General features: G+C 64.2%; 20 protein-coding genes and 1 riboswitch. Of the genes, 7 read left to right on the plus strand and 13 right to left on the minus strand.

Going from position 1 to position 23949, the window contains the following annotated elements; translation table 11 throughout:
• Positions 1-179 precede the first annotated feature (179 nt).
• The 9 genes from EYW45_RS05270 to hutG all read right to left on the minus strand — a co-directional run bounded on the left by EYW45_RS05270 (position 180) and on the right by hutG (position 9733).
• Positions 180-875, minus strand: coding sequence for a lytic transglycosylase domain-containing protein (locus EYW45_RS05270; RefSeq protein ID WP_161134300.1), 696 nt, complete (start codon positions 873-875; stop codon positions 180-182).
• Positions 876-994: 119 nt separating this feature from the next.
• Complete coding sequence (locus tag EYW45_RS05275; protein ID WP_161134301.1) at positions 995-1555, minus strand: cytochrome b; 561 nt, start codon at positions 1553-1555, stop codon at positions 995-997.
• A gap of 143 nt (positions 1556-1698) precedes the next feature.
• Positions 1699-2994: a M20/M25/M40 family metallo-hydrolase gene (locus EYW45_RS05280; RefSeq protein WP_161134302.1), complete on the minus strand. Its 1296-nt coding sequence runs from the start codon at positions 2992-2994 to the stop codon at positions 1699-1701.
• Positions 2995-3116: 122 nt separating this feature from the next.
• Positions 3117-3263 carry a hypothetical protein gene (locus tag EYW45_RS05285; protein WP_161134303.1) on the minus strand — a complete coding sequence of 49 codons (147 nt, stop codon included), beginning with the start codon at positions 3261-3263 and terminating at the stop codon, positions 3117-3119.
• 73 nt (positions 3264-3336) lie between these two features.
• Positions 3337-4725 carry a tripartite tricarboxylate transporter permease gene (locus EYW45_RS05290; RefSeq protein ID WP_161134304.1) on the minus strand — a complete coding sequence of 463 codons (1389 nt, stop codon included), beginning with the start codon at positions 4723-4725 and terminating at the stop codon, positions 3337-3339.
• Positions 4726-4740: 15 nt separating this feature from the next.
• The gene (locus EYW45_RS05295) at positions 4741-5214 is read right to left on the minus strand and encodes a hypothetical protein (protein ID WP_161134305.1); all 474 of its coding nucleotides are present in this window, start codon (positions 5212-5214) and stop codon (positions 4741-4743) included.
• A 75-nt stretch (positions 5215-5289) separates the two neighbouring features.
• Positions 5290-6576, minus strand: coding sequence for a hydroxymethylglutaryl-CoA reductase, degradative (locus EYW45_RS05300; protein ID WP_161134306.1), 1287 nt, complete (start codon positions 6574-6576; stop codon positions 5290-5292).
• Positions 6577-6943: 367 nt separating this feature from the next.
• Entirely contained in the window at positions 6944-8896 is a 1953-nt protein-coding gene (locus tag EYW45_RS05305) for a helix-turn-helix domain-containing protein (RefSeq protein ID WP_161134307.1), read from the minus strand.
• A 42-nt stretch (positions 8897-8938) separates the two neighbouring features.
• A complete protein-coding gene (gene hutG, locus EYW45_RS05310; RefSeq protein ID WP_161134308.1) occupies positions 8939-9733 on the minus strand; it encodes an N-formylglutamate deformylase in 795 nt (264 codons plus the stop codon).
• Between the two features lie 331 nt (positions 9734-10064).
• Here hutG and EYW45_RS05315 point away from each other — a divergent pair, with 331 nt between their 5' ends.
• Positions 10065-10808 carry an EAL domain-containing protein gene (locus EYW45_RS05315; RefSeq protein WP_161134614.1) on the plus strand — a complete coding sequence of 248 codons (744 nt, stop codon included), beginning with the start codon at positions 10065-10067 and terminating at the stop codon, positions 10806-10808.
• Between the two features lie 137 nt (positions 10809-10945).
• Complete coding sequence (locus tag EYW45_RS05320; RefSeq protein WP_161134309.1) at positions 10946-13084, plus strand: 5'-nucleotidase C-terminal domain-containing protein; 2139 nt, start codon at positions 10946-10948, stop codon at positions 13082-13084.
• Positions 13085-13138: 54 nt separating this feature from the next.
• On the opposite strand, the gene EYW45_RS05325 is transcribed toward EYW45_RS05320, so the two are convergent.
• Positions 13139-14026 (minus strand): LysR family transcriptional regulator, encoded by an 888-nt coding sequence (locus EYW45_RS05325; RefSeq protein WP_161134310.1) that lies wholly within the window; start codon positions 14024-14026, stop codon positions 13139-13141.
• Between the two features lie 129 nt (positions 14027-14155).
• Between EYW45_RS05325 and EYW45_RS05330 the strand changes: the two genes are divergently transcribed.
• Complete coding sequence (locus EYW45_RS05330; RefSeq protein WP_161134311.1) at positions 14156-14989, plus strand: amidohydrolase family protein; 834 nt, start codon at positions 14156-14158, stop codon at positions 14987-14989.
• Between the two features lie 10 nt (positions 14990-14999).
• The gene (locus EYW45_RS05335; RefSeq protein ID WP_161134312.1) at positions 15000-15983 is read left to right on the plus strand and encodes a Bug family tripartite tricarboxylate transporter substrate binding protein; all 984 of its coding nucleotides are present in this window, start codon (positions 15000-15002) and stop codon (positions 15981-15983) included.
• Positions 15984-16089: 106 nt separating this feature from the next.
• Here EYW45_RS05335 and EYW45_RS05340 read toward each other — a convergent pair whose 3' ends face one another.
• Positions 16090-17946, minus strand: a complete 1857-nt coding sequence (locus EYW45_RS05340) for a glycoside hydrolase family 15 protein (protein ID WP_161134313.1) — start codon at positions 17944-17946, stop codon at positions 16090-16092.
• Between the two features lie 207 nt (positions 17947-18153).
• Here EYW45_RS05340 and EYW45_RS05345 point away from each other — a divergent pair, with 207 nt between their 5' ends.
• Both EYW45_RS05345 and EYW45_RS05350 read left to right on the plus strand, forming a co-directional pair.
• Positions 18154-19329 carry a DUF1624 domain-containing protein gene (locus tag EYW45_RS05345; protein WP_161134615.1) on the plus strand — a complete coding sequence of 392 codons (1176 nt, stop codon included), beginning with the start codon at positions 18154-18156 and terminating at the stop codon, positions 19327-19329.
• Positions 19330-19342: 13 nt separating this feature from the next.
• Positions 19343-20431 (plus strand): porin, encoded by a 1089-nt coding sequence (locus tag EYW45_RS05350; protein ID WP_161134314.1) that lies wholly within the window; start codon positions 19343-19345, stop codon positions 20429-20431.
• Positions 20432-20546: 115 nt separating this feature from the next.
• On the opposite strand, the gene EYW45_RS05355 is transcribed toward EYW45_RS05350, so the two are convergent.
• Positions 20547-21683, minus strand: coding sequence for an alpha/beta hydrolase (locus EYW45_RS05355; protein WP_235938856.1), 1137 nt, complete (start codon positions 21681-21683; stop codon positions 20547-20549).
• Between the two features lie 291 nt (positions 21684-21974).
• A riboswitch (FMN riboswitch) is annotated at positions 21975-22123 on the plus strand.
• 112 nt (positions 22124-22235) lie between these two features.
• Between EYW45_RS05355 and ribB the strand changes: the two genes are divergently transcribed.
• Complete coding sequence (ribB, locus tag EYW45_RS05360) at positions 22236-22958, plus strand: 3,4-dihydroxy-2-butanone-4-phosphate synthase (protein ID WP_161134315.1); 723 nt, start codon at positions 22236-22238, stop codon at positions 22956-22958.
• Positions 22959-23024: 66 nt separating this feature from the next.
• Here the strand turns inward: ribB and ypfJ are convergent, their stop codons facing one another.
• Entirely contained in the window at positions 23025-23876 is an 852-nt protein-coding gene (gene ypfJ / locus EYW45_RS05365) for a KPN_02809 family neutral zinc metallopeptidase (RefSeq protein WP_161134316.1), read from the minus strand.
• Between the last annotated feature and the right edge of the window lie 73 nt (positions 23877-23949).

Genomic DNA, 23949 nt, shown 5'->3' on the forward strand with positions numbered 1-23949 from the left:
CCCCTAGAAGATGCCCATGTCTCGACCGGGTGGGCAGCTACGGTTGCGCGCGCTACCTCGAATACATTGGATTGGATCCAGGATTATGTATACGGTAAGTCATGGTATGCGCACAGCGTCGCGCCCGCAATGCTTGCCGCATTAGGGATTACGCGACGATGCGGCGGGTACTTGCGCGGCTATTTCAGGACGACGTAGGAGCGGTAAAGCGCGGTCACATTGCGCACATAGGCCTGCGTTTCGGCATAGGGGGGAATGCCGTCATAGCGCGCCACCGCGCCTTCGCCGGCGTTGTAGGCCGCCAGCGCCAGGTCCATGCGGCCCGGGTACTGGTCGAGCAGACGCCGCAGGTGCCGGGCGCCGGCGCCCACATTGGTCGCCGGATCGAGCAGCGCCGTCTGGATGTCGCGGGCGTTGATCAACGCCACGGCCGTGCCGGGCATCAACTGCATCAACCCCAGCGCACCCTTGGGCGACCGGGCATCCTTGCGAAAGCCGGATTCGATGGCGATGACGGCACTGATCAGGGCGCGATCGACGCCAGAGTCCTTGGACGCCTGACCGATCACATTGTGAAAGCCGGCCAGACCGGGATGGGCTTGCAACTGCGCCATCCGGGCAGCGGTCGCCTCCGGGCTGTCGACGAGCCCGCCCGCACCGCATGCCGAGCAGCGGTCGGTCGTACCCAAACGCGCGGCGGCGCGCATTTGCGCCGCTTTGTAATGTTTGGCCATGCCGGTGGGCACAATCATCGTGCGCCAACGGCCGAAGGGATCTTTGTAGCGGTAAGTGTCGTTGGCGTGGGCGACCGGAAGTATCGTCGCGCCGAGCAGCAATGCCAAAGCAACCCGCCAGGTAGGGATTCGTGCAGTCATCGAGTCCTGCCGCCTGTGGTTGTGAGGGAACCTGTCAGGCGTATGGTGGCCGCAATCGCCGCTGCCGTCGCTCCGGCATGCGGCCTAAGCCATATCGATGACGACCGCGACGTTTGCGCTTACGCGCGTCCGGCCATCCGCGTCAGGATGTCGTCCTTCCAGACCACGCGGTGCATGATGACCATGGCGATGTGGCCCACGATCAGCGCCAGCAACGTCCATCCCAGCAGACCGTGCGCGGCGCTGGCCGGGGCGATCAAGGCGGGATGCTGTTGACCGGTCGCCTCGAACACCTGGATGCCGAACGGCGCAAATCCGCGTCCGCGCCCATAGGCGCGCATCAGCGCCAGGGCGGGAACGACGATCATGAGCGCGTACAGCAGCAAGTGCCCGGCGGCGGCGAAGCGGCCAAGCGGGCCGGGCTGGTGGGCAGGACGGCGCTTCAGGTTGCTCAACCCCCAGGCGCCGCGCAGCAGCACCAGCACCATCAAACAGAAGCCATTGGTGCCATGGGTCGACCAGAAGAAGCGCTCGATCGGGGTATCGCCGGCGAAGGCGTGCAACAGGGCGCTGGTGAACTGCCAGGCAAACAAGGCCGCCATCGTCCAGTGAAACAACCGGCTGACGGTGCCGTAACGATGCGAGTTGTCAGTCCAGGTTGAAGAAGAAGTCGTGCTCATCTATCCAGCTCCTTATGCTTGGCAGGATGCGAAGCGTAATCGATTAAGCAGATTGTCAGTGCGTCAGAAAGTTCCGTACACCCCAAACAAACCCGGCCCGGGGGAACGGGCCGAGCGGGGTAGTGGACTGGGGCGACGATGGCCTACTTCGGTGCGGCCTTGCCCTGCGACACATCCATGATCATGCGGGTGGCCAGATACAGGCGCGGCACGATGGTGTTGGTCAGCACATATTCGGCGTCGTTCGAATGCGCGCCGAATCCGCTCAACCCGAAGCCTTCGATCACCGCGCCCTTGGACTTCAAGCCGGCGAATGCCGCATCGGTGCCGCCGCCGGTCGCCCGGTCGAGCACATTCATGGGCAGGCCGAGTTCGTCATAAATCGTTTTGCCGTGTGCGGCGAGCGCGCGCGAGGCGTCGGTGGCTTGCAGGGGCGGGCGGCGTACCTCGAACTTCAGGTCGACCTTCGATTCGGGCAGCAGCTTCTTCTGAATCCGTTCGCGCATCGCCGCTTCCAAGGCGTCGAAGTCCGACACTTTCAGCGCCCGGGCATCGGCTTGCGCGGTGGCCTGGCCTGGAATCACGTTGCGATTGGTGCCGGCCTGCGCCACGGTCCAGTTGAGCTTGAGCCCCGCATCGTTCTGCGACAGGTCGTCCATCTGCAGCACTTGGTGCGCAAGTTCGTACAGGGCGTTCACGCCGCCTTCGGGGCGCGAACCGGCGTGTGACGTGCGGCCTTGCACCGTGAGATAGGCCGAACCGATGCCGCTGGTGGCCAGACGCAGATCGCCCTTGGCCCCACCGCCCTCGAACGACAACACGGCATCTTGCTCGGCGCCCAGCCGGGTGATGGTGCTGCGTGCGCCAGGCGAACTGATTTCCTCGTCGCCGTTGATCAGCACGGTGAGCGTGCCGTAATCCTTCACGCCCAGCTTCTGCAGGATGGCGACCGTATTGATGATGAGCGCCACGCCTTGCTTGTCGTCGGCGATACCCAGGCCGTAGGCTTTGTCGCCTTCCACCCTGTAGGGTTGATCCTTCAGCATGCCGGGCAGATAGACGGTATCCATGTGCGCGATCAGCATGATCTTCTTGGTGCCCGTGCCGGCAAACTCGGCGTGCACCATCGGGCCGATCTTCTCGGGCGTATCGTCCATGCGGAAGATATCGGTGGGCGTGATGATCTCGACCTTCCCGCCTTGCTGTTTCAACCGCTCTGCCACCAGCGCGGCAATCTTGGCCACGCCTTCAGGATCCTTGCTACCGGATTCGATGTTGACCAGGTCGCGCATCGTGTCCAGTACGTCCTGTTGCTGGGCTTGCGCCGCGTCGTGGACCTGGGCGACCGGTGCGGCCTGAGCGGCGCCCAGAGCAAGCAAAAGCGCCAGGGCAAGACCGGTTTGGCGCGGGCGCATGACGGGGGATGAAAGCATAGGCATGATGATTCGTTCCTTGGCAGGCAGAGGAAAAAAGATCGTACTCGCATCCTCGCGCGCCGTCGTGCGCACGTGAAAACGCCCCATGGCAATGGGGCGTTCGGGGCACGACGGCTTGGGGCAGATCAGTTGCCGGCGCCGGTGTCGGGGTAGTAGCCCGGCTGGCTCGCGTTGGTCGCGGGGCCGGTGGAGGAGGGCATGCTGCCCATGCTGCTGCAACCAGCGAGTACGGCGAGGGTGAGGGCAACAGCCAGTAATTTTGCGTTCTTCATGATGGACTCCGGAGCAGGGGGGGTTAGGACTTTCCCTTAAGCATCGCGCGTGCCTAAAAGTCCTAATCCCTCATCACGCCAGTCCCGTCACCCGCAAGAGCGCAGGCACCGTCAGGATGGCGATGTAGAACCCCATGAACTGCACGCCGGTATTGAATCCGAAATGGCGCGACAGCAATCCCCCCATCAAGCCCATCGTGAGAATGACCAGGAAGCCCATGATCCCGCCTTCCCAGATGCTGATGACGAAGATCAGGCCGATGAAGGTAGCGATGATGGCTTCATGACTGAGCTTGCGCGACACGAACAACGCTGCGCGGTGCGCAAAGTTCATGGTCAGCGGATAGGCGATCAGCGCCGCCAGCAGCACGGCCAGCAAGCCGTATCCCAGAAACTCCCAATGCGACAGCATGGTGTGCAGGTTGTTCACCTGGCCGGTGGCCGCATCGATGGTGAAGCGCGGTGGCGCGTTGAAGAGCGGCGCGGCGGGGCCCGCTGCAACCGGGCTCAACGGCAAACCGAACGCGATCAGCGGAATCAGCGCCTCGGCGATATAGGTGGCTTCGGTCACGCCATTGCGCGCGGCCAGCACCGTGGTCATCCGGTGATAGGCGTGCTTCACGCGCGATCCCACCACCTCACCCATCAACACGGTCATCGCGACCGGGCTGAACACGAAGGTGGCGCTCGAGATCGTGGCGGTGATCGCGGTCCACTTGCGCTGCGTGCCATCCAGCACTTTCAAGGGATTTGGAAAGTACCCGGTCCAACTGCGCACGTCGGGTGAGAGCGAGAATTTGCGCGGGCTGTCGCGCTGCATGCGCTTATTGTCCACGGGCGAAATCGAGGCGAACAGGTCGGCGATCAAGGGCCCGATGGCGATGCCCAGAAAATAGCTGATCGTCAGCCGTGCGTCGTACTTGAGGCTCACGGCTTGCAGCGCCATGATGATCGTCACGAACGGCACCAGCAGGGCCACCGATGCCCAGCGGCCTGGCGAGAAGTACGCAATCATCAGCGCCGCAGCAAAGAAGATCCAGGGGGCCGACTTGGTGATCGCGGGGCCGAACGGGGCGAGCAGCACGGCGAACAGCACCGCGAGCGGCACGGCAATGAACGCCGCGATGAAGGCACCCGAGATCATCTTGCGCAACGCGATATGCGGCACCCCAAGATTGCGCAACGCCGTGGCATGGGCAAGCAAGGGGGTGGCGAGCGTATCCCCCGGTATGCCCAGTAGCGTGGTGGGTATGGCGTGGGTCATGTGCTTGGCGACGGCGCCCGCCAGAAAGAAGGTCAGGACGCCGGCGGGCGGCACGCCCAGCAACACGACGAGCAGAGTCAGCGGCGCCAGGGTCGCCGTTTCATCCGTGCCGGAGACCAGGCCGAGCGCGGAGAAAATCACCGCGCCCAGCAGGCCCATCGATATGGCGACGAGAATGTCGGTTATGAGGGTTTCCATGTCGGATCCTTGTTCTTATTTTGATGGGAGAGGCGATGCGGCGGCAGACGGCGACGTGCCGGCGGCGCGGGCCTCGGCTTCGAGCTTTTTCTCGTAATCGGCAAACAGGTCGTACAGTCCGACTTCGCGCATCTCGGCCGCGACCTCGGGCGGCAGATCGGCGAGCTTGCCGAGTCCGCCGGCTTCGCCTGCCAATTCCGCCATTGCCGCATCGCGCCAGTTCGGATCGCTGTTGTGTTCTTCGAGCACGACGCGTTTGGGTGCGAACAGCTTGGCGCAGATGCCGCCTCCGACGAGGCAGCCGCCCAGTCCGATCAGCATGGCGTAAGACCCCGCCATGGCCGGTTGGGCGACCACGCCGAGCAGAAAATGGCGCGCCACCAGAAACGCGGTCAGGCTGATCACCGCCCCGATCACGATGGCCCACAGCAAATGGCGCGAGTCGACGGTGTCGCCCCACACTTCGATCAGTTTCAAAGGCTTGGTCATGTGTCTCTTCCGCTCAAGGTTGCCGGCGATGGGTCTCGCCGGTTCGTGTCCGCGGGATGCCCCGCGGGTGCTGCGTTACGACGCCTGGCGCTCGGCCAGATACTGCGCGGCGACTTCGGTGCGGACGTCGCCTGCCGCCACCATGCGCTTGACCACCCAGTCCACATCCGCGCCGGTGGCGCCGGCGCTCAATGCGATGTTGCGGGCGTGCAAGGCCATGTGGCCGCGCTGAATGCCTTCGGTCGACAACGCGCGCAAGGCGCCCATGTTTTGCGCCAACCCGACCGCCACGACCACTTCGGCCAGTTCCTGCGCCGACTTGATGTCGAGGATCTTGAGCGCGAGCCGCGCCAAGGGATGCGTCTTGGTGGCGCCGCCTACGAGGCCCACTGGCATCGGCATTTCGATCGCGCCCACGAGATCGCCATTGTTCGCGATCTCCCAGGTGGTGAGCGACGTGTATTGGCCGCTGCGGCACGCATAGGCGTGCGCCCCGGCTTCGACGGCGCGCCAGTCGTTGCCGGTGGCCACGATCACCGGATCGATGCCGTTCATGATGCCTTTGTTGTGCGTGGCGGCGCGATAGGGATCGACGGCGGCGAACTCATAGGCGTCGACGATGCCGTTGATGACGTCTGCGCCGCTGTAGGCCTTGGTGGTGAGCACCTCGGGGCTGAAACGTGCGCGGGCGCGCGCTAGGCGCAAATCCGCGAGGTTGGACAGGATGCGCAGGCGTACCTTGCCCCCGGTGATGCTCTCGATATGGCCGGCCACGGCCTCGGCCATCGTGTTGACGGTGTTGGCGCCCATGGCGTCGCGCACGTCGACGATCAAATGCGTGACGACCATCGGGCCGCGCTTGGTGTCGGGAAACACATGCACTTCGATGTCGCGGCAGCCGCCACCCAGGCCGATCAGCACCTTGTCGCGGCTATTGGCGATGCGCAGGATCTCCTCGCGCGCTTGCAGAATGGCCTGACGCGCGCCATAGGGATCGGACACGTCGATCAATTGCACCTGCGCCCGCATGATGGGGCCGGTCGACGACGTTTGAAAGCCGCCCGATTCGCGTGCCAGTTTGGCCATGAACGAGGCGGCTGCCACGACCGAGGGCTCTTCCACCACCATCGGCACGAGCACATCGCGGCCATTGACCGTGAAGTTGCCGGCAACGGCAAGCGGCAGCTCGAAGGTGCCGATCACGTTTTCGATCATGCCGTCGGCGGTTTCCAGGGGCAACGCGCCGGGTTGGGCAAGTTGCGCTTTTTCGCTTGCGGTGAAACCGGCGGTCTCGGCGATGTGGTCCAGACGCTGGGCGGGGGTCAACGCGCGAAAATTGGGAAGACGGGAGTCGAGTGCCATGAGTGAGGGCTCCTGAGGAATGAGTGAAGACGGTGCGTGCCGTACGTGCACGCCGCGGCGCAGGCAGACAGGGTTGCGGGGGCGGCGTGGCGTCGGGCGATGGCGCGGTAGCGGCTAGGGGGCGTGGCGGTGGCGCATGGTTTGTCTCCTGGCGGCCGCCATAGGGGCGGCTCTGATTTTGAGTCGTCATTGTCCAGGGAGGCCGCATGCCCACCTATGTGTAAATTCCACATATTCGGCCGTTGGAAATGGTGAATTAACCCAATGCTGTGCTTCCGGGCGGTGGGATGCGTTTGCGGGTTCCTGCGTATATCCAGGCCCACCGCCACCCGCCACCTGCCGGTCTGGAACCCGCCGCCGCGGTTGGTCAGCCCGGACGGCGGAGCTGTTGCAGGCGCAGCGCCATGTGAATATCCAGTGCGCGGCCATGGTGTTGCCAATCCGGCAGGTCGCTTGCGATGGCATCCAGCCGTTGCCGCAAGGTGTTCACGTGAATGTCCAGCGCCCGCGCCGTTGCCCCGGCATGGCGGCCCGCATCCAGGTAGGCGAGCAAGGTGCGGCACAGATCGCTGCTGCGCGTCGCCTCGCCTGCCGCCAGTGCGCCCAGCGTGGCGCGAATGAACCCGGCGATGTCGTCATCGCTGCGGCCGTCGAAGAGCCGCGCATACAGCGCCAACTCGGCCTCGTGCGCGGCCGTGCCATTGCGGCCCAACGTTGCAAGCAAGGTCATGCAGCGCTTCAGCGAGGCCAGCACATGCGGCAGATCCTCGAGCGGCGCCGGCGCCGCGTCGACGCAGGTCACCGTCAGGCCCGGCTTGAGGGTCACGCAGGTCTGCACCTCGTGCGCGAGCGACGCCGTGCTCGCACTCGCACTGAGGCAAACGATGTGGCCGTCGTAGAAATCGAAGAGCGTCGCGTCGCGTTTCATCGCAGTTTGCAGACGCTTCAACACATACTGCCCATCGCCTTCGACCACTGCGGCAACGGCCAAGGTAAAGGGTTGGCGCGCGTCGAGCCCCAGTGCATTGAGGTGAGCGGTTTCGGTTGGGCCCACCTCCCGGTGCGGATCGAACACCGCGCGCAAGAGATCCACGCGGTTGCCCAGGCCGGCGTAATTGGCACGTTCCTTTGCCAGCAGCACCATCCCTGCCACCAGAGCCGCCCGTTCCAGCGTGCGGGTTTCGAGGTGGGTGAGATCGTGTGGGGTGGTGATGGCCAGTCCGCCCAGCAGGCCTGCACCGCTGGTGATGGCGGCCACGCGACACACCCGGCCGCCATCGTCGTAGGCCAGGACGGATCGGCCTTGCGATCGGCTTGCAAACAGCGCGGCGTGAATGCGATCCTGTTTGGCGTAGGTGAGCGCGTCCCAGGCCGGCGCATTGTCGGACCAGACGCTGGGTTGCTCACTCTCGTCCAGCACGACCACGCTGCCATCCAGCAACGCGGCCACCATGGCGACCACATCGTGAAGGCTCCCCCCGCGCGCCACCAACGCCGTCAGTTTCTCGTGCGCATCGGCTGCGAACTGCGTGGCCTCGGCCTGATCCTGCAACTGGGCATTGGCGGCGCTGGTCTGCGCCAGGGCGACTTCGTTTTCGGCGAACAGGCGTGCATTCTCGATCGCCACCGACGCATGTGACGCCAGCGTGGTCAGAATGGACGTTTCCCAGGGTGAGTAGGGCCGGGCGTAGCGATCGCCGACGAACAACACGCCCAGCACCCGCGCGCCGATCAGGAGTGGCACGCCGAGAATCGCGCGGATATGTTCGTCGCGCACACCGTGATCGATGCCTTGCGTGTGCGAAAAGCGCGCGTCCGTCATGTAGTCGGTCGAACTGTAGGGCGCCCGGGTGCGCGCGACGTGGCCACAGATGCCGATGTCGCCCGGCACGCGAATGCGTTTGAAGCGCTCGGAAAAGGCGCCATCGGTGGCGCGCACATAGAAATCGCCCTCGGCCGCGTCGTAGATGGATAGATAGCCGACGTCGCTCGCCACCAATTGCCGGGCGCGATGCACGATGGCGGCCAGCACCCGGTCGACGTCGCGCAGCGCCGTCAGATCCTGGGCAGAATCGATCACGGCCAACAGGCCCCGTTCCTTCTGCTGATGCAGTTCGATGCGCTCGCGTATGGCCAGCGCAAGGCGGACGTGCTCCCGCACCTGATCGCGGCCTGCCGATGATGCGGCCTGCGCCGTCATCCTCGCCAGCAGATCGGCGTAATCGTCCAGCGTGGCTTCTCGGCTCAGGAGGTCGAGCAGCAGCGACGCCGTGGTATTGGCCGTGTCGACCGGATCTCGTTCAGAGGGCGCTGAGGTCATGAGTGCGTGGGGCGTGGCAGGTATTGCTGCGCCCGCTGCCGCTCAGCGCGGCAGTGCCGCAAACACGTTCTCGACCATGTGCTTCAAGTGCGGCTGGATCTTGGCCGCCAGATCCTCGCGATAGCCGAACGGCGCCGTTTCGTCCATGTAGATGCACTGGCTCATTTCGAGCTGTACGGCATGAATGCCTTGCTCGGGTTGGCCGTAATGGCGCGTAATGTAGCCGCCTTTGAAGCGTCCGTTGACCACCGACGTGAACGGCATGGCGGCCGCACTGGCCGCGGCCGCTTCATGCACGCTCGGCGCACAACTCGCACCGCCGAACGTGCCGATATTCAGGTCGGGCAGTTGACCGTCGAACAAGCGGGGCAGTTGGCTCGCAATCGAATGCGCTTCCCACAGCAGTACGTGCCCGTGGAGGGCACGCAGGCGTTCGAGTTCGGCGCGCAGGGCGTCGTGGTAAGGCCGCCAGAACGTATCCACACGCGTGGCCACATCGGCATCCGACGGCTGATCGGGCGCGCCATACAAGGGCTCGCCGCGGAACGTTTCGGTGGGGCACAGGCTGGTGGTGGTTTGGCCGGGATACAGGCTTTCGCCACTGGCAGGGCGATTCAGGTCGATCACGTAGCGCGAATAGTTCGCTTCGAGCATCGAGCCGCCCAGGGCGTGCGTGAAGTCGTACAGCCGCGCCAAGTGCCAGTCGGTATCGGCCACGATCTGCGCTGCCGGCGTCATGGCGCCCGCATAAGGTTCGGGGAGAAAGGCTCCGCCGTGCGGGATCGAGACGACGAGCGGCACGGTGCCGGAGGTGAGGGTGTAGATAGGTGGGTTCATAGGCGAAAGTCTACTGCAATGGGCCGAGTGTCAGGGTCGATCCGGGCGAAACGCACCACACGAAGCGGCACCAGGCGTATCGTGCGGGAAGGGGCGTGGGCCACGCGAGGCACATCGCTTGCTTGAAAGGCGGGCTGCGCGCTGGAAAGCAGCGCATCCCCAGCTGGAAAACGTCGAATCACTGTGTTGAACCCGGCCTGACGACCGATTGGAGAAATCTGTGGGTAGTGCGCAAATCGCTGTCGTGCCTTTGCAGTCGAGTGCGTTGCCGTTCGCGGCACCGGCGCCGGCAGGGCCACGCGAGTCGGGTTCACCCTCCGAAGCCAACCGGATGCCGGGCTGCGGACGCTGCAAGGATGCCGCCGCCCTCGATTTCGAATTCACGTTCGCGTATCAACCCATCGTGCGACTGAGCACGCGCAGCGTGTATGCGCACGAGGCGCTGGTGCGCGGGCCGAATGGCGAGTCGGCGGCATCCGTGCTGGCACAGGTCAACGACGACACGCGCTATTCCTTCGATCAAGCCTGCCGGGTGCAAGCCATACGCGGCGCTGCCGCCTTGGGCATGCAGGAATTCCTGTCGATCAATTTTCTGCCCAACGCCGTGTATCAGCCCAAGGCCTGCATTCAAAGCACATTCGAGGCGGCGCGCACGTACGGCTTTCCGATCGAACGCATCATTTTCGAGGTGACCGAAGGCGAGCAGGTGCAGGATCGACCGCATCTGGTCAACATCTTTCGCGAGTACAGCCGCTTCGGATTTCGAACGGCGATCGATGATTTCGGTGCGGGCTACGCCGGGCTGAGCTTGCTGTCGGAATACCAACCGGACATCGTCAAGATCGATATGGAATTGGTACGCGATGTGGATCGCAACCTGCCCAAGCAAGCCATCGTGCGCGGCATTCTGTCGATGTGCCAGGCGCTCGATGTGCACGTTCTGGCCGAGGGCATCGAGACGATCGCGGAGCGCGACTTTCTGCGTGATGCCGGCGTGGATCTGATGCAAGGTTATTTCTTCTGCAAGCCCGCGTTCAAGGCGCTCGGCCGCATCGATCCGGCGGCGTTCGACTGATCCCGTTGTTCAAATGACCCGTGCGGTGCGGCGCGCAATCGGATGGCGCGCCGCCAGCCGTCGCACATCCTGCGCGATGTCACTGCCACGTCATACGTCAGCCTCAGAATCGCTTCGCCAATCGAGGAGAATCTGCGGTGACGTTTCACAATCAGAATTTTGCACGCGTGCTGCTTGCGGCCATCCTGGGCTTGAGCCTGAGCGCTTGCGGCGGCGACGATCACGACGACCGCGATGAGGTCGCCGATCCCGGCACGCCGCCCACCGAACCCGCACCGCCCGCGGTCGCCCAAGGCACGCGCCTGCAGATGGCCGTGCTCGAGACGACCGACCTGCACGCGAACGTGCTGGGCTACGACTACTACAAGCTTGCTGAAGACAAAAGCTATGGCGTGGACCGCACGGCAACGTTGATCGCCAATGCGCGCCGCGCGTTTCCGAATCATGTGCTGCTGGATAACGGCGATACGATCCAGGGCACGGCGCTGTCGGACTATCAGGCGCTGGTGAACCCTGTCCAATGCGCCGACATGATCGCCATCTATCGCCAGATGGATGCGCTTGGTGTGGACGCCGGCACGATGGGCAATCACGAGTTCAACTACGGGCTGCCGTATCTATCGCAGATCACCAACGTCGATTTTGGCTTGAGCGGCATTACCAAAGGCACGCCGCAAAGCAATCCCGCAGGCGCCGCCCAATGCGCCGCGCCGCGTTTTCCGTTCGTGTCGGCCAACGTGGTGTCGGCGGCCAGCAAGGCGCCGATCTTCAAGCCGTATGTGATCCTGCCCAAGACGTTCGACGCCACGGCACCCGATGGCAAAACGACCCAGGTCACCGTCAATGTGGGGGTGATCGGCTTTGCGCCGCCGCCCATCATGCAATGGGACAAGGCCAATCTGGAAGGGCACGTCGAAGTGACAGGCTGGAAGGAAACGGCTGCGCGTTACGTACCGGAAATGAAGACTGCCGGCGCGGATATCGTGGTGGCGCTGGCGCACGGCGGCATCGATATGACGACGCCGTACGCGCCAGATATGGAAAATGGCGCGGGATACCTGACCGAAGTGCCGGGCATCGACGTGTTGCTCACGGGCCACCAGCATCAGCTCTTCCCGAATGCCGCGGCCAATTCGCCTTTTGCGGGCCAGCCCGGCGTGGATCCGGTGAAAGGCCTGGTCAATGGCGTGCCGGCCGTGCAGCCCGGCCAATGGGGCAACAATCTTGGCGTGATCGGCTTGACGTTGGCGTATGACGGCGGCTGGCAGGTGCAGCGCGACGCGACCGTCGTGCAGCGCGTGCCGACCCTGTTGACCGCGCAAAACGGTGCCACACCCGCGACCTACGTTGAGCCGGACCTCGGCACGCAGCAGCTCGTGACTGGTGTGCATACCGCTACGATCGACTACGTGAAAACACCGATCGGGCGGGCCACGTTCGACCTGTCGACCAACTTTGCGCTGGTGGGCGATGTTTCGGCGCTGCAGATCGTGAACATGGCGCAGATCGATTATCTGAAGACGTATATCGCGGCCAATCAGCCCGCCTATGCCGGCCTGCCGATCCTGTCAGCCGCGGCGCCGTTCAAAGGCGGTCGCAACGGGCCAGGCGACTTCACCAACGTGAAGCAAGGTGACGTGGCGATCAACAACGCGGCCGATCTGTATCTGTACCCGAACACCTTGCAGGTGGTGCGCGTGACCGGCAATACCGTGCGGCAATGGTTGGAGAAGACCGCCGAGCAATTCAATCGCATCGATCCTGCCCGTACCGCCGTGCAGCCGTTGATCGATACGACGTTTCCCACGTTCAACTTCGACGTGCTTTACGCCGAGGGCAACGCGCTGCAGTACACGATCGACATCACGCAGCCGAAGGGCGCGCGCATCACGTCGCTCACCTACGCCGGCGCGCCGGTGCAGGCCAATGACGCCTACCTCGTGGTCACCAACAACTATCGCGCCAGTGGCGGTGGCAACTTTCCCGGCCTGGAGGGCGGCAAGGGCGACATCGTGCTGCAAGCGCCGGATGCCAGCCGCGATGTGCTGATCAATTACATCAAGGCGAAGAAGACGCTGGATCTGGCACAGTTTGGACTGGATCGCAGCTGGCGCTTTGCACCGGTGGCATTGGCCGGGCCGGTGGTGTTCAACAGCATTCCCGGCACGTTGCCGCTCGCGCAGGCGCACGGTGTGACCAACGTGACGGTGCACAGCACCGATCTCGATCCGGTGACGCAGTTGTCGGCGTATCGCCTGCAACTCGCCCCGCAATAAAGCGCACGGCCGGCAGGATGATCGTCACCTGCCGGCGATCCGGCCCGGTCGCGGTTACAGCGGGGCGAGATCCAGATTCGCGAAGATATCCGCCAGCCCCGGTTGCGTACGCGCCGGCCAGATAGCGCTCAGGTCGAAGCTGGGCAGGGCTGCGCCATCGCGCACGTCGCAGAACTTCACCCCGCTGAACTTCAGCGCGCGGATCCATGTGGGCAGCAAGGCCACGCCGCAACCGCCGGCCACGCAAGCGAGCACGGTCAATGTGCGGTTGGCTTCCTGTTCCACGCGGGCATCCAGGCCCGCCTTGCGGATGGTGTCCATGATGCCGGCGTAGAGCACGGGCAGATGCGACTGGGGAAACATCACCAGGCCCGCGTGCGCGATCTGGGCCAGGCCGACCTGGCCTTTCGCATCGGTCACGAAATCGTCCGGCACGGCGGCCAACAGCCGATCGCGCGCCAGCAGCCGCTCTCGCATGCGCCCGCCCACGGCCACCGGCGTGTGCATCAGGCCGATGTCGATGTCGCCGCTTTGCAAGGCGTCGGCCTGCTCCACATTGCTCATCTCCTTGAGCACGACGCGCACATCGGGTGCTTCGCGACGCAATGCCCGCAGGGCGCGCGGCAACGTCTCGAACAACGCGGACGACACCAGACCTACCGTGAGCTGGCCCGCCCGGCCTTGGGCGATGGCTTGCGCCCGCAAGGCGGCGGCGTCGATGCGCGCCACGCTGACCCGGATGTCCTCGAGAATGGCGCGTGCGGCCGGTGTGGGCGAGGCGCCGGCCCGCGATCGCTCGAAGAGACGCAGGCCCAGTTCCTTCTCCATGCGTGCAAGCGATTGGCTCAGCGCAGGTTGGGCAATGCCCAGCCACGCAGATGCAGCACTGATGCTGCCGTGATCGACGACGGCCAGAAAATGGCGCAAGTGACGGGTTTCCATATCGAAACGATATATCAGAAGGCGATTCCAGAGATAGAAAACAATGGGAGCGATGCCTACACTGGCCGCATTGGACATAACGAGCGCGCCGCTCATGCAGCCGGCCCGCCTTTCGGAGACACGTCTTTCATGACGCCGACCGCACCTGAACCCTCCTCGACGTTGGCCATCGACACGCATGCGCATGTGTTTCATCGCGATCTGCCGATGGAGGCCGACCGCCGCTACACGCCGGATGAAGATGCTGAGTTGCCGGCCTATCTGGCGCATCTCGATCGTGCGGGGTTGAGCCATGGGGTACTGGTGCAACCCAGCTTTCTCGGTTACGACAATCGCTATCTGATCGACGCGCTGCGCGTGGCACCGGCGCGTTTGCGTGGGGTGGCGGTGGTGCCGCCCGAAACGCCGGTGGGGGCGTTGCGCGAGATGGACCGCGTGGGCATCGTCGGCATGCGCCTCAACCTCTTCGGCCGCGATGTGCCCGATTTCGCGTCAGGGGGATGGCCGGCGATGCTGCATGCCATCAACGATCTGGGCTGGCACATCGAGGTGCATCAGCGTGCGAGCGCGCTGCCGCACGTGCTGCCCCCCTTGCTGGCGGCCGGTTGCCGCGTGGTCGTCGACCACTTCGGCCGGCCCGATCCGCGCCAGGGCGTGGAAGACCCGGGCTTCGCCTATCTGCTGACGCAAGCCGCGAGCAGGCAAGTGTGGGTCAAGCTTTCGGCGGCGTACCGCAACTGGCAGTGCGACGATGCTGCCGCACAAAGTGCACACGCCGCACGCTTGCTGCTCGCCGCGTTCGGCACCGATCGCCTGGTGTGGGGCAGCGACTGGCCCCACACCGAACACCGGAACGCCACGGATTTCGACACCTGCCGGCAGCAGCTGGATGACTGGATCACCCCCGCCTCCGCGCGCTGCGCCATCCTGGGCGCGACGGCAGCACACCTATTCAAAATCTAGGAGACAAACCATGATCGATCACATTCTGCGCCGCGCCGTCGTGGCCGCGGCGCTCACGGGCGTTGCCGTGCTCGGTGTGAGCGCGCCGAGCGCGGCCGCATATCCCGAGCGGCCCGTGACCTTGGTCGTCACCTACCCGCCCGGCGGCACCGTCGATGTGGTGGCACGATTGATCGGCCCCAAACTGAGCCAGAAGCTCGGTCAACCTGTGGTGATCGAAAACCGTGGCGGCGCCGGTGGCATGATCGGCGGTGCGGTGGTGGCACGGGCCAAGCCTGATGGCTACACCCTGATGCTCGATGCTTCGAATCACTCGCAAAACCCGGCGTTGAACAGCAAGATGACGTTCGACACCTTGAAGGATTTTGCGCCCGTGTCGCTGCTGCTGCGCGTGCCCAACGTGCTGGTGGTGACGCCGTCCTATCCGCTGCAGTCCGTCAAGGAACTGATCGCATTGGGTCAGCAAAAGGATAAGCCGGTGTACTTCGCCTCGGCCGGTCCGGGGTCGGCGCAGCATTTGTCGGGCGAGCTGTTCAATATGCTGGCCAAGACGCATCTCGAGCACGTGGCCTACAAAGGCGGCGGTCCGGCCATGATCGACGTGATGGCGGGTCAGGTGCCCGTGATGTTTGCGAGCATGGGATCCGCATGGACGCACATTCAGAGCGGCAAGCTGCGCCCGATCGCTGTGGGCGGCACGGCGCGTTCGCCGGCAGCCCCGGAGCTGCCCACCATCGCCGAGGCGGGCGTGCCTGGGTTTGCATCCTATGAGTGGAATGCGGTGTTTGCGCCGGCCGGCACCGATCCCGCCATCGTCGACACGCTTTCGAAGGCATTGGCCGACGTGCTCAAGGATCCCGAGATCGATGCCAAGCTGAAGGGCTTCGGCGCCGAGCCGATCGGCTCCACACCGCAAGCGCTGGACGACTTTCGCCGTGCCGAACTGGTGAAGTGGGAACGGGTGGTGAAAGAGGCGAACCTCACGCTGAATTGATAACCCTGCAGCGGCTGGGATCGTAGACGTGTGCCCAACATGACGCTGCGCTCAGTGCTGATCCGGACGACCTCGGCTTCGCTCGCATGGTGAAGCCGGGTTTTTCTCAAGGCTGCCAGTGCGTGTCCTTGCCGTCGAGCTTGCGATCGAGGAACGTGGCTGCACTGATCAGCGCCAGGTGCGTGAGGGCTTGTGGGGTATTGCCCAGATGATGGCCCTTTGGGTCGAACTCTTCGGCGTAGAGCCCCAACGGATTGGCATACGACATCAGCTTGTCGAACTCGCTGCGCGCATGGTCGAGGCGCCCGGCGCGGGCGAGGCATTCGACATACCAGAACGAGCAGGCCGCAAACGCGCCTTCTTCGCCCTTCAAGCCATCGCAGGGTGTGTCTTCGAGCAGGTAACGGCGCACCATGCCGTCGCGCACCAGGCGCTTTTCGATCGCTTCGAGCGTGGCCAGCCAGCAGGGATCGGTCGCGCCCACGAAGCGCAACAGCGGCATCAGCAGCAACGACCCATCCAGCGCTTTGCTGCCCAGGCGCTGCACGAAGTGGCCGGCCTCTTCATCCCAGAAGTTGTTCCAGATGTCGTCGTGAATCGCGGCGCGCACATCGTTCCAACGCTTGAACGGCGCGGGCAGCGAGCGCTTCTGCGCCAGCCGGATGGCGCGGTCGACGGCCACCCAGCACATCAGCCGTGAATGCAGAAAATGCTGCGGTTCGCCGCGCATTTCCCAAATGCCCACGTCGGGCGTATTCCAACGCTCGCAGGCTTCGTCCACGATCGCCACCACGTGCTTCCAGCCTTGATGGGAAATGGCTTCGCCGTACTTATTGCTCAAGTAAATGCCGTCGAGCAATTCGCCGTAAATGTCGTGCTGCACCTGATCGTGCGCGCCATTGCCGATGCGTACCGGTTGGGCGCCGCCATGGCCAATCAGATGATCGAGATTGCTTTCTTCGATATCTTCGTGGCCGTCCATCGTGTACATGATGCTCAGCACGTTCTTGCCGTCGGCATCGGTGGTCACGCGCTGCGCGGTCCAGCGCATGAAGTCGTTCGCTTCTTCGGTAAAGCCCAGGCGCATGAACGCATAGATCGTGAACGACGCATCGCGAATCCAGGTATAGCGATAGTCCCAGTTGCGTTCGCCACCGGGGCTTTCGGGCAGGCCGAACGTGGCGGCTGCGGCGATCGCGCCGGTGGTGCGCGACGTCAGCAGCTTGAGCGCTAGCGCAGAGCGCTGCACCATTTCGCGCCAGCGTCCACGGTAATTGGAGGTGCCGATCCAGCGTTGCCAGAACCTGACGGTGTCGCTATAGCAGTTGGCGATGTCCTCGGTGCGCACGAGTTCGTCGTCGACACCGCCAAGAATGAACTCGGCCGTTTCGCCTTCGCGCAGATCGAAACTGGCGTGCGCGGCATTGTCGTCAAGCGTCATGGCGCGGCTTGCCGCCAGGCGCACGCTCGGCTGACCGTCAGCGTAAAAGCAGATGTCGTCGCCGTCCTGGCGCGCCTGAGTGTCGGCCCGGGCGTAGTCGAGGCGCACGGCGCAATGCATGTCGATACGGGCATCGCCACCGATCGCGCGCACGATGCGCACCAGCCGCGATTGCCGATCGACTGGATAGATCGGCATGAAGTCGGTGACTTCCACGATGGTGTCGTCCGAGAGCCAGCGCGTGACCAGCACATTCGTATCCGGCAGATAGATCTGCATGCGGCGTGCATCCGGCAGATCGGGTGCCAGCTCGAATGCGCCGGCGCGCGGCGAATCCAGTAATGAGACGAACAGCGACGGGCTGTCGAACTCGGGCCAGCAGAAGAAATCGACCGTGCCGTCATCGGCTACGAGCGCGGCGGTGCGCATATCGCCCACGATGCCGTGCGCTTCGATCGGGCGTTGTGTGGCGATGAGGGCGCGGGTGTCATCGGAGGTGGTGGCGCGGCTGTGCAAGGTCATCAGGGGCGGTTCTCCTAGGGCGGGGCGATCGGCCGAATGTCGCGTGGGCATCGAGCGAGAGGTTCAGGCCTCGACGAGGTTGGAGTCCGCCTCTGCACGCCTTGTTCCCGAAGCAGGGAAATTCGTTCAACGTTGAGTTGAAAAGCAATGTTATTACATTACAATCCCGGCTTTGCGTTTTCCGCTGTCCGCATCGCTCCTCGTCTCATGTCGCTTTCGTCATCCTCCGCTTCGCCCGCCCCGTCCTCCGCACGTTTGCACTCGATCGACGCGCTTCGCGGTCTGGTGATCGTCATCATGTTGCTCGATCATGTTCGCGAGACGTTCTTCCTGCATCATCAGGTGGGCGACCCGATGGATGTGGCGAGCACCGACCCCGCGCTCTTCTTTTCGCGTTTGCTGGCGCACCTCTGCGCACCCGTATTCGTATTCTTGACCGGCCTCTCGGCATGGCTCTATGGCGACAAGGCAGGCAATCGGGTAGCGGTGTCGGCCTTCTTGTTCAAGCGCGTCGTGTTCCTGATCCTGCTCGAAATGATCGTGATCAACTTTGCATGGACCTTCCAGTTCCCGCCCTCGGTGGTGTACCTGCAGGTGATCTGGGCGATCGGTCTGAGCATGGTGGCGTTGGCGGCGTTGCTGTGGTTGCCGCGCTGGGCGTTGGTGGCGGTCGGCGTGGCGATTGTGGCCGGGCACAACCTGCTCGATCACGTGCACTTCGCGGTCGGGCACCCGCTGCACGTGGTGTGGGCCGTGCTGCACGATCGCGGCTGGATCGAGGTCAACGAGGCCTTGCGCCTGCGAACCTCCTATCCCGTGCTGCCGTGGATCGGCGTGATCGCATTGGGCTTTGCCGCCGGGCCGTGGTTTGCGCGGGATGCCGATGCCGAAGCGCGCCGCCGCAACCTGACGTTTTGCGGGGTGATTGCGCTTCTCGCGTTCGTGGCGCTGCGCAGTGCCAATGGCTACGGTCAATCGCAGAAGTGGTCGGTCGGGGCAGACGGCCTGCACACGCTGATGAGCTTCGTCAACATCACGAAGTACCCGCCGTCGCTGCTTTTCCTGCTGCTCACGCTGGGGCTGGGATGCCTGCTGCTGGCCCTGATCGAACGCGCCCAGCATCGCGCGTGGGTGCGCGCGCTGTGCGTGTACGGCGCGGCGCCGATGTTCTTTTACGTGGTGCACCTGTACGTGCTCAAGGCGCTCTACCTGGGTTGCGTGGCGATCTGGGGACTCGATCAAGGCAAGTTCTTCGGTGTGAACAGCATCGGTACGATCTGGGTGATCACAGTGCTGCTGGCGATCGCGATGTACTGGCCGGTGCGCGCTTTCGGGCGGCTGAAGTCGCGCCGCCGCGATATCGCCTGGCTCAAGTATCTGTAAAGGGCCGCTCACGATGACGGTACTTTCGCGGATGGCCGCCGGCCTGGCGGCGTGCGTAGCCTGCACGGTTCACGCGCAATCCAGCAGTGTCACGCTGTATGGCGTGGTCGATCTGAGTGTGGGCGGCATCTCGAGCCAGAACGATGGCACGTCGCTGAAGATGCTGTCCGGCGTGCAGTCCGGGTCGCGCTGGGGCCTGCGCGGCAGTGAAGATCTCGGTGGCGGCACCCGCGCCAACTTCGTTCTGGAAAGTGGCTTTCTCGCGAACGAAGGCCGGTCGGCGCAAGGGAGCCGCTTGTTCGGCCGCGCAGCCTGGCTGGGGCTTTCCGGCAATTGGGGTGAATGGCGTCTGGGTCGCCAGACGTCTGCTTCCTCGCTCACATTGGCCGACTTCGACGCGTTTCTGGGGTCGTATCTGATCACGGGTGCGCAAACCACGCTCTTACCCTACAACGCCAATCGGGCCGACAACACCGTGGCGTATTGGACGCCCACCATCGGCGGCCTGCGCGCAGGCGTGGACTACAGTTTCAGCTACGACGGCCAGGGTTACCGCACCCCGACCTCCAGCAAGCTCATGAGCGGGGCGGTCGTGTACGACCGCGATGCCTATGCGCTCACGGCCACTTACGAAGGCGCGCACTGGGGCCAGGGCACCACACAGGAAACTGCCATGCGCGCGGCCGGTGGCGATGAACAGCCTTACGCGGCAACGCTTGCCGGCAAGTGGCGTCTGAATCCCGTCACGCTGTACGCCGCATGGTCGATCATGCGCAATGGGTCGACCCTTCCCGGCGTCGTGTCGCCGGGCCAACGCGCCTATTTTCCCGGCAGCACGGTCGATGGCGCCATGGTGGGTGCGGCGTGGCGCATCGGTGCGGGTACGATGCTCGCCTCATGGCAAGCCAGCATGCCGCGTTCGAGCGGTGCACTTGCGCGCGACGATGCCACGCACCGTCAGCAGGTGTATTCGATCGGCTACGGCTACGACCTGACCAAACGCACCAACCTCTACGCGATCTACGGCTATATGAAGGGCGCCTGGCATGACGCAAACTGGCACGAGTCGCAGTATGCGGCGGGCATCCGGCATCGTTTTTAAGGTTGCGGCCGGCCATCTTGAGGCATGCCCCGGTGGCAACGCCCGTTAAAAAAGCGGCCCACATGTTCAGTGGGCCGTGCTTTGCCAGGTGCAGGCGCGAGCCCGCGCGATCGCCTTAGTTGCCGAACGACTGCTTCAAACGTTCACCGGCGTACGTCTGTGCTTCCTGGGCCTTCTGGATCACTGCCGCGCCGCCGAAGAACTCGTGCGTCACGCCTTCGTAATCCTTGCGCTCGACCGATACACCGGCGCGGCGCAATGCATCTTCCAACTGTGCGCCATCGCTGCGCAACGGGTCGAGCCGCGCGTTGATAATGGTGGTTGCCGGCAGGCCCGTCAGGTTGGCATGCACCAGGTCCAGTCGCGTATCTTCCTTGTCGGCGGGGCTCTTCAAGAGCTTGTCTAGGAACCACTCGACCATCGGACGATTGAGCGGTTTGGCCATGGCGTTTTCGATGTACGACGGCGTATTCAGGCTGCCGGTTTGGGCTACCGGATATACCGCCAGCACGTGCATCGGCGCGGTCAGGCCCGCATCGCGTGCCGCCACGGCTGTGGCCACGGCAAGGTTGCCGCCCGCGCTTTCGCCGGCCAGGGCCAGTTGCTTCGGATTGCCCTTGATCGATTTGGCATTGCGCGCGACCCAACGATACGACGCCAAGGCGTCATCCCAAGCGGCGGGAAACTTCGCCTCCGGCGCGCGGCGATAGTCGACCGACACCACCACGGCATTGGCCTGTTTGGCCAAGCCGCGCGCGCCGCCGTCGTACACCGCCTTGTCGGCGATCACCCAGCCACCACCGTGGAAGTACACGATCACGGGGAAGGGGCCTTTACCTTGTGGCGTGAAGATGCGCACCGGCAGGGCGCCGGCGGCGGTCTTGATCGTGGTGTCGCGCGAGGTCACGCCCGGCACGAGCGCGGTGGGCGACGTATCGCGGCCTTGTTGGCGCAGCACGCTGTTCACGGCGTCGGCAAACGTAGGCTGCGCCCGCGCTTCGGTCACGCTGATCTTCTCGATCGCCTTGGGATCGAGTGCAGCGAAAGCATCGAGCACCGTTTTCATATCGTCGTCGGCGCGCAGCGCGGCCGACGTATTGGCCACGGCATTGGCCACGGGCGAGGGCTTGTCGGCTGGGGCGCTGCAGGCGGCGAGGCTGGCGATGGCGGCCACGCCGGCAAGCAGGATGAACGGACGCGCAAAGGGCCGACGTGCGGTCGTTTGGGCGGGTACGGATGAACGCATAGACATGACTTCTCCAGGAATACGGGATCTGATTTTTGGCGGATGGCCGATGAGGGAGTCGTCGCCCGCGTAGTCCGACTTAGGCAAATACCGCGCCTGAAAACGGAAAATTCGGCAATGAGCAGCGATGGCGCGCACTTTATTTGGTTGCAAAGATTGACGCCGGCTACAGCTACGGCCACGGGCTACGACGACGCGGACGCGTGGCGCCACGCCATATGCTTATGTCCAATGCGCGTTTGACGCCCTGCCGTCTTTCGATCTAACCTCGACGCGGGCCGAATCCTTCGGCTCGTTATGCGTCTTCAGGGCGGGGTGAGATTCCCCACCGGCGGTAAGCCCCCAGGGGCAAAGCCCGCGAGCGCCCGCACTTCCACGAGTGCGGGGTCAGCAGATCTGGTGAGATACCAGAGCCGACGGTATAGTCCGGATGAGAGAAGATGAGCCTTGCGCCACAGGTGCGGATGCCGGTATTTGCCCGGCATCTTTTCCTATGGGCGCGGCCAGTCACGCAGCCCTGAAACGTTTTTCGCCACTGACTTTTGCGAGAGCGTTTCAATGTCCAGTTTTACCGCTACCCCTCCGCTACACGCCACCATCGCTGCTCAGCCGTTTGAGATGCGGTTGGCGCGTGCCTTGCAGCATCTGCGCATCGGCCGTCCGGTCATTTTGATGGACGACTTCGACCGCGAAGACGAAGCCGACCTGATCGTGGCGGCCGAGAAAATTACCGTTCCCGTGATGGCCCAGTTGATTCGCGATTGCAGCGGCATCGTGTGCCTGTGCCTGGGCGACGAAGATCTTGAGCGACTGCAACTGCGGCCGATGGTGCCCAATAACGAAAGCCGTCACGGCACCGCCTTTACCGTGTCGATCGAAGCGCGTTCGGGCGTTACCACGGGTGTGTCCGCATTGGATCGCACCACCACGATCCGCACGGCGCTCGATCGCGCGGCACCGTTGGGCAGCATCGTCAGCCCGGGGCATGTGTTTCCGTTGCGGGCGCAACCCGATGGCGTGCTGGCGCGCCGCGGGCACACGGAAGGCTCAGTCGACCTGGCCGTGCTGGCCGGTCTGCGCCCGGCTGCCGTGTTGTGCGAAATGATGAACCCTGACGGCACGATGATGCGGGGCGACGCGATTGCGCGCTATGCGGCGGTGCATGGCCTGGTGGCACTGACGGTGGCCGAGTTGGCCGACTATCGGCGCGCCCTGGCGTCGCAGGCGTCCGAGCATGAGGCTGACGTGAACGGGGTGGCTACCGAAGCGGCATCCCTGTAGGCCTGGCCCCAAGGCTGCGTCGCACGCAGCACGGCCCGACATCGCACGATGCCGGGTCGCGTGCGATCACATCGCGTTGGCGGCGAACGTGTCGCAGTTGCGCATCTGGCCGGACTCCCAGCCGCGTTTGAACCACGCCACGCGCTGGGCGGATGAGCCGTGCGTGAAGGCATCCGGCACCACGCGGCCCTGGCTGCGGCGTTGCAGGGTGTCGTCGCCCACGGCGCTGGCCGCGTTCATGCCTTCGGCGATGTCGCCATCATCCAGAATCTTGCGTGCGGCCTGAGCCTTGTTGGCCCAGATGCCCGCATAGCAATCGGCCTGCAGTTCCATGCGAACCGACAATTGGTTGGCCTGCTGCTGCGACACCTGCCGGCGCTGTTGATCGACCTTGGCCGAGGTGCCGAGCAGCGTTTGCACGTGGTGGCCCACTTCGTGGGCGATCACATAGGCTTGGGCAAAGTCGCCCGGCGCATTGAGCTTTTTCTGCAATTCGCTGAAGAAGCTCAGATCGATGTACACCTTTTGATCGGCGGGGCAGTAGAACGGCCCCATGGCCGACTGGCCGGTGCCGCAGGCCGTGGGCGTGGCGCCGGTAAAAAGCACCAGGCCGGGGTCGCGATAGCTGCCGTTGGTTTGCTCTTTGAAGACGGCACGCCACGTGTCTTCGGTCTCGCCCAGCACCCGGGCAACGAACTGCGCCTGGGGATCGTTGGCCGGAATGGGCCGTGATTCCTGCTGCTGCGTTTGCGGCCCTTCGGCCATGTTGAGCACCACGGAAGGGTCCACGCCAAAGTACATGGCGACCAGCGCCAGCACGATGCCGCCAATGCCGATGCTGCCGCCGCGCCCGATGCGCGGTCCGCTGCCGCGGCGGTCTTCGACATTGCTGCTTTCTCTTGAGTCGTCCAAACGCATGGCATCGTGTCCTGTAGGTCGCCGTCCGCACGTGTCTCGGAACGGACAGCGCCAGCTTAGGACGGGGCGGTAA

The organism is Schauerella aestuarii, from assembly GCF_009866805.1.
Lineage (GTDB): Bacteria > Pseudomonadota > Gammaproteobacteria > Burkholderiales > Burkholderiaceae_B > Schauerella > Schauerella aestuarii.

Bases quoted from the DNA above. Each gene is read 5' to 3' on its own strand.
- EYW45_RS05270 (WP_161134300.1), bottom strand. From the start codon at position 875: ATGACTGCACGAATCCCTACCTGGCGGGTTGCTTTGGCATTGCTGCTC.
- EYW45_RS05275 (WP_161134301.1), bottom strand. From the start codon at position 1,555: ATGAGCACGACTTCTTCTTCAACCTGGACTGACAACTCGCATCGTTAC.
- EYW45_RS05280 (WP_161134302.1), bottom strand. From the start codon at position 2,994: ATGCCTATGCTTTCATCCCCCGTCATGCGCCCGCGCCAAACCGGTCTT.
- EYW45_RS05285 (WP_161134303.1), bottom strand. From the start codon at position 3,263: ATGAAGAACGCAAAATTACTGGCTGTTGCCCTCACCCTCGCCGTACTC.
- EYW45_RS05290 (WP_161134304.1), bottom strand. From the start codon at position 4,725: ATGGAAACCCTCATAACCGACATTCTCGTCGCCATATCGATGGGCCTG.
- EYW45_RS05295 (WP_161134305.1), bottom strand. From the start codon at position 5,214: ATGACCAAGCCTTTGAAACTGATCGAAGTGTGGGGCGACACCGTCGAC.
- EYW45_RS05300 (WP_161134306.1), bottom strand. From the start codon at position 6,576: ATGGCACTCGACTCCCGTCTTCCCAATTTTCGCGCGTTGACCCCCGCC.
- EYW45_RS05305 (WP_161134307.1), bottom strand. From the start codon at position 8,896: ATGACCTCAGCGCCCTCTGAACGAGATCCGGTCGACACGGCCAATACC.
- hutG (WP_161134308.1), bottom strand. From the start codon at position 9,733: ATGAACCCACCTATCTACACCCTCACCTCCGGCACCGTGCCGCTCGTC.
- EYW45_RS05315 (WP_161134614.1), top strand. From the start codon at position 10,065: ATGCCGGGCTGCGGACGCTGCAAGGATGCCGCCGCCCTCGATTTCGAA.
- EYW45_RS05325 (WP_161134310.1), bottom strand. From the start codon at position 14,026: ATGGAAACCCGTCACTTGCGCCATTTTCTGGCCGTCGTCGATCACGGC.
- EYW45_RS05330 (WP_161134311.1), top strand. From the start codon at position 14,156: ATGACGCCGACCGCACCTGAACCCTCCTCGACGTTGGCCATCGACACG.
- EYW45_RS05335 (WP_161134312.1), top strand. From the start codon at position 15,000: ATGATCGATCACATTCTGCGCCGCGCCGTCGTGGCCGCGGCGCTCACG.
- EYW45_RS05340 (WP_161134313.1), bottom strand. From the start codon at position 17,946: ATGACCTTGCACAGCCGCGCCACCACCTCCGATGACACCCGCGCCCTC.
- EYW45_RS05345 (WP_161134615.1), top strand. From the start codon at position 18,154: ATGTCGCTTTCGTCATCCTCCGCTTCGCCCGCCCCGTCCTCCGCACGT.
- EYW45_RS05350 (WP_161134314.1), top strand. From the start codon at position 19,343: ATGACGGTACTTTCGCGGATGGCCGCCGGCCTGGCGGCGTGCGTAGCC.
- EYW45_RS05355 (WP_235938856.1), bottom strand. From the start codon at position 21,683: ATGTCTATGCGTTCATCCGTACCCGCCCAAACGACCGCACGTCGGCCC.
- ribB (WP_161134315.1), top strand. From the start codon at position 22,236: ATGTCCAGTTTTACCGCTACCCCTCCGCTACACGCCACCATCGCTGCT.
- ypfJ (WP_161134316.1), bottom strand. From the start codon at position 23,876: ATGCGTTTGGACGACTCAAGAGAAAGCAGCAATGTCGAAGACCGCCGC.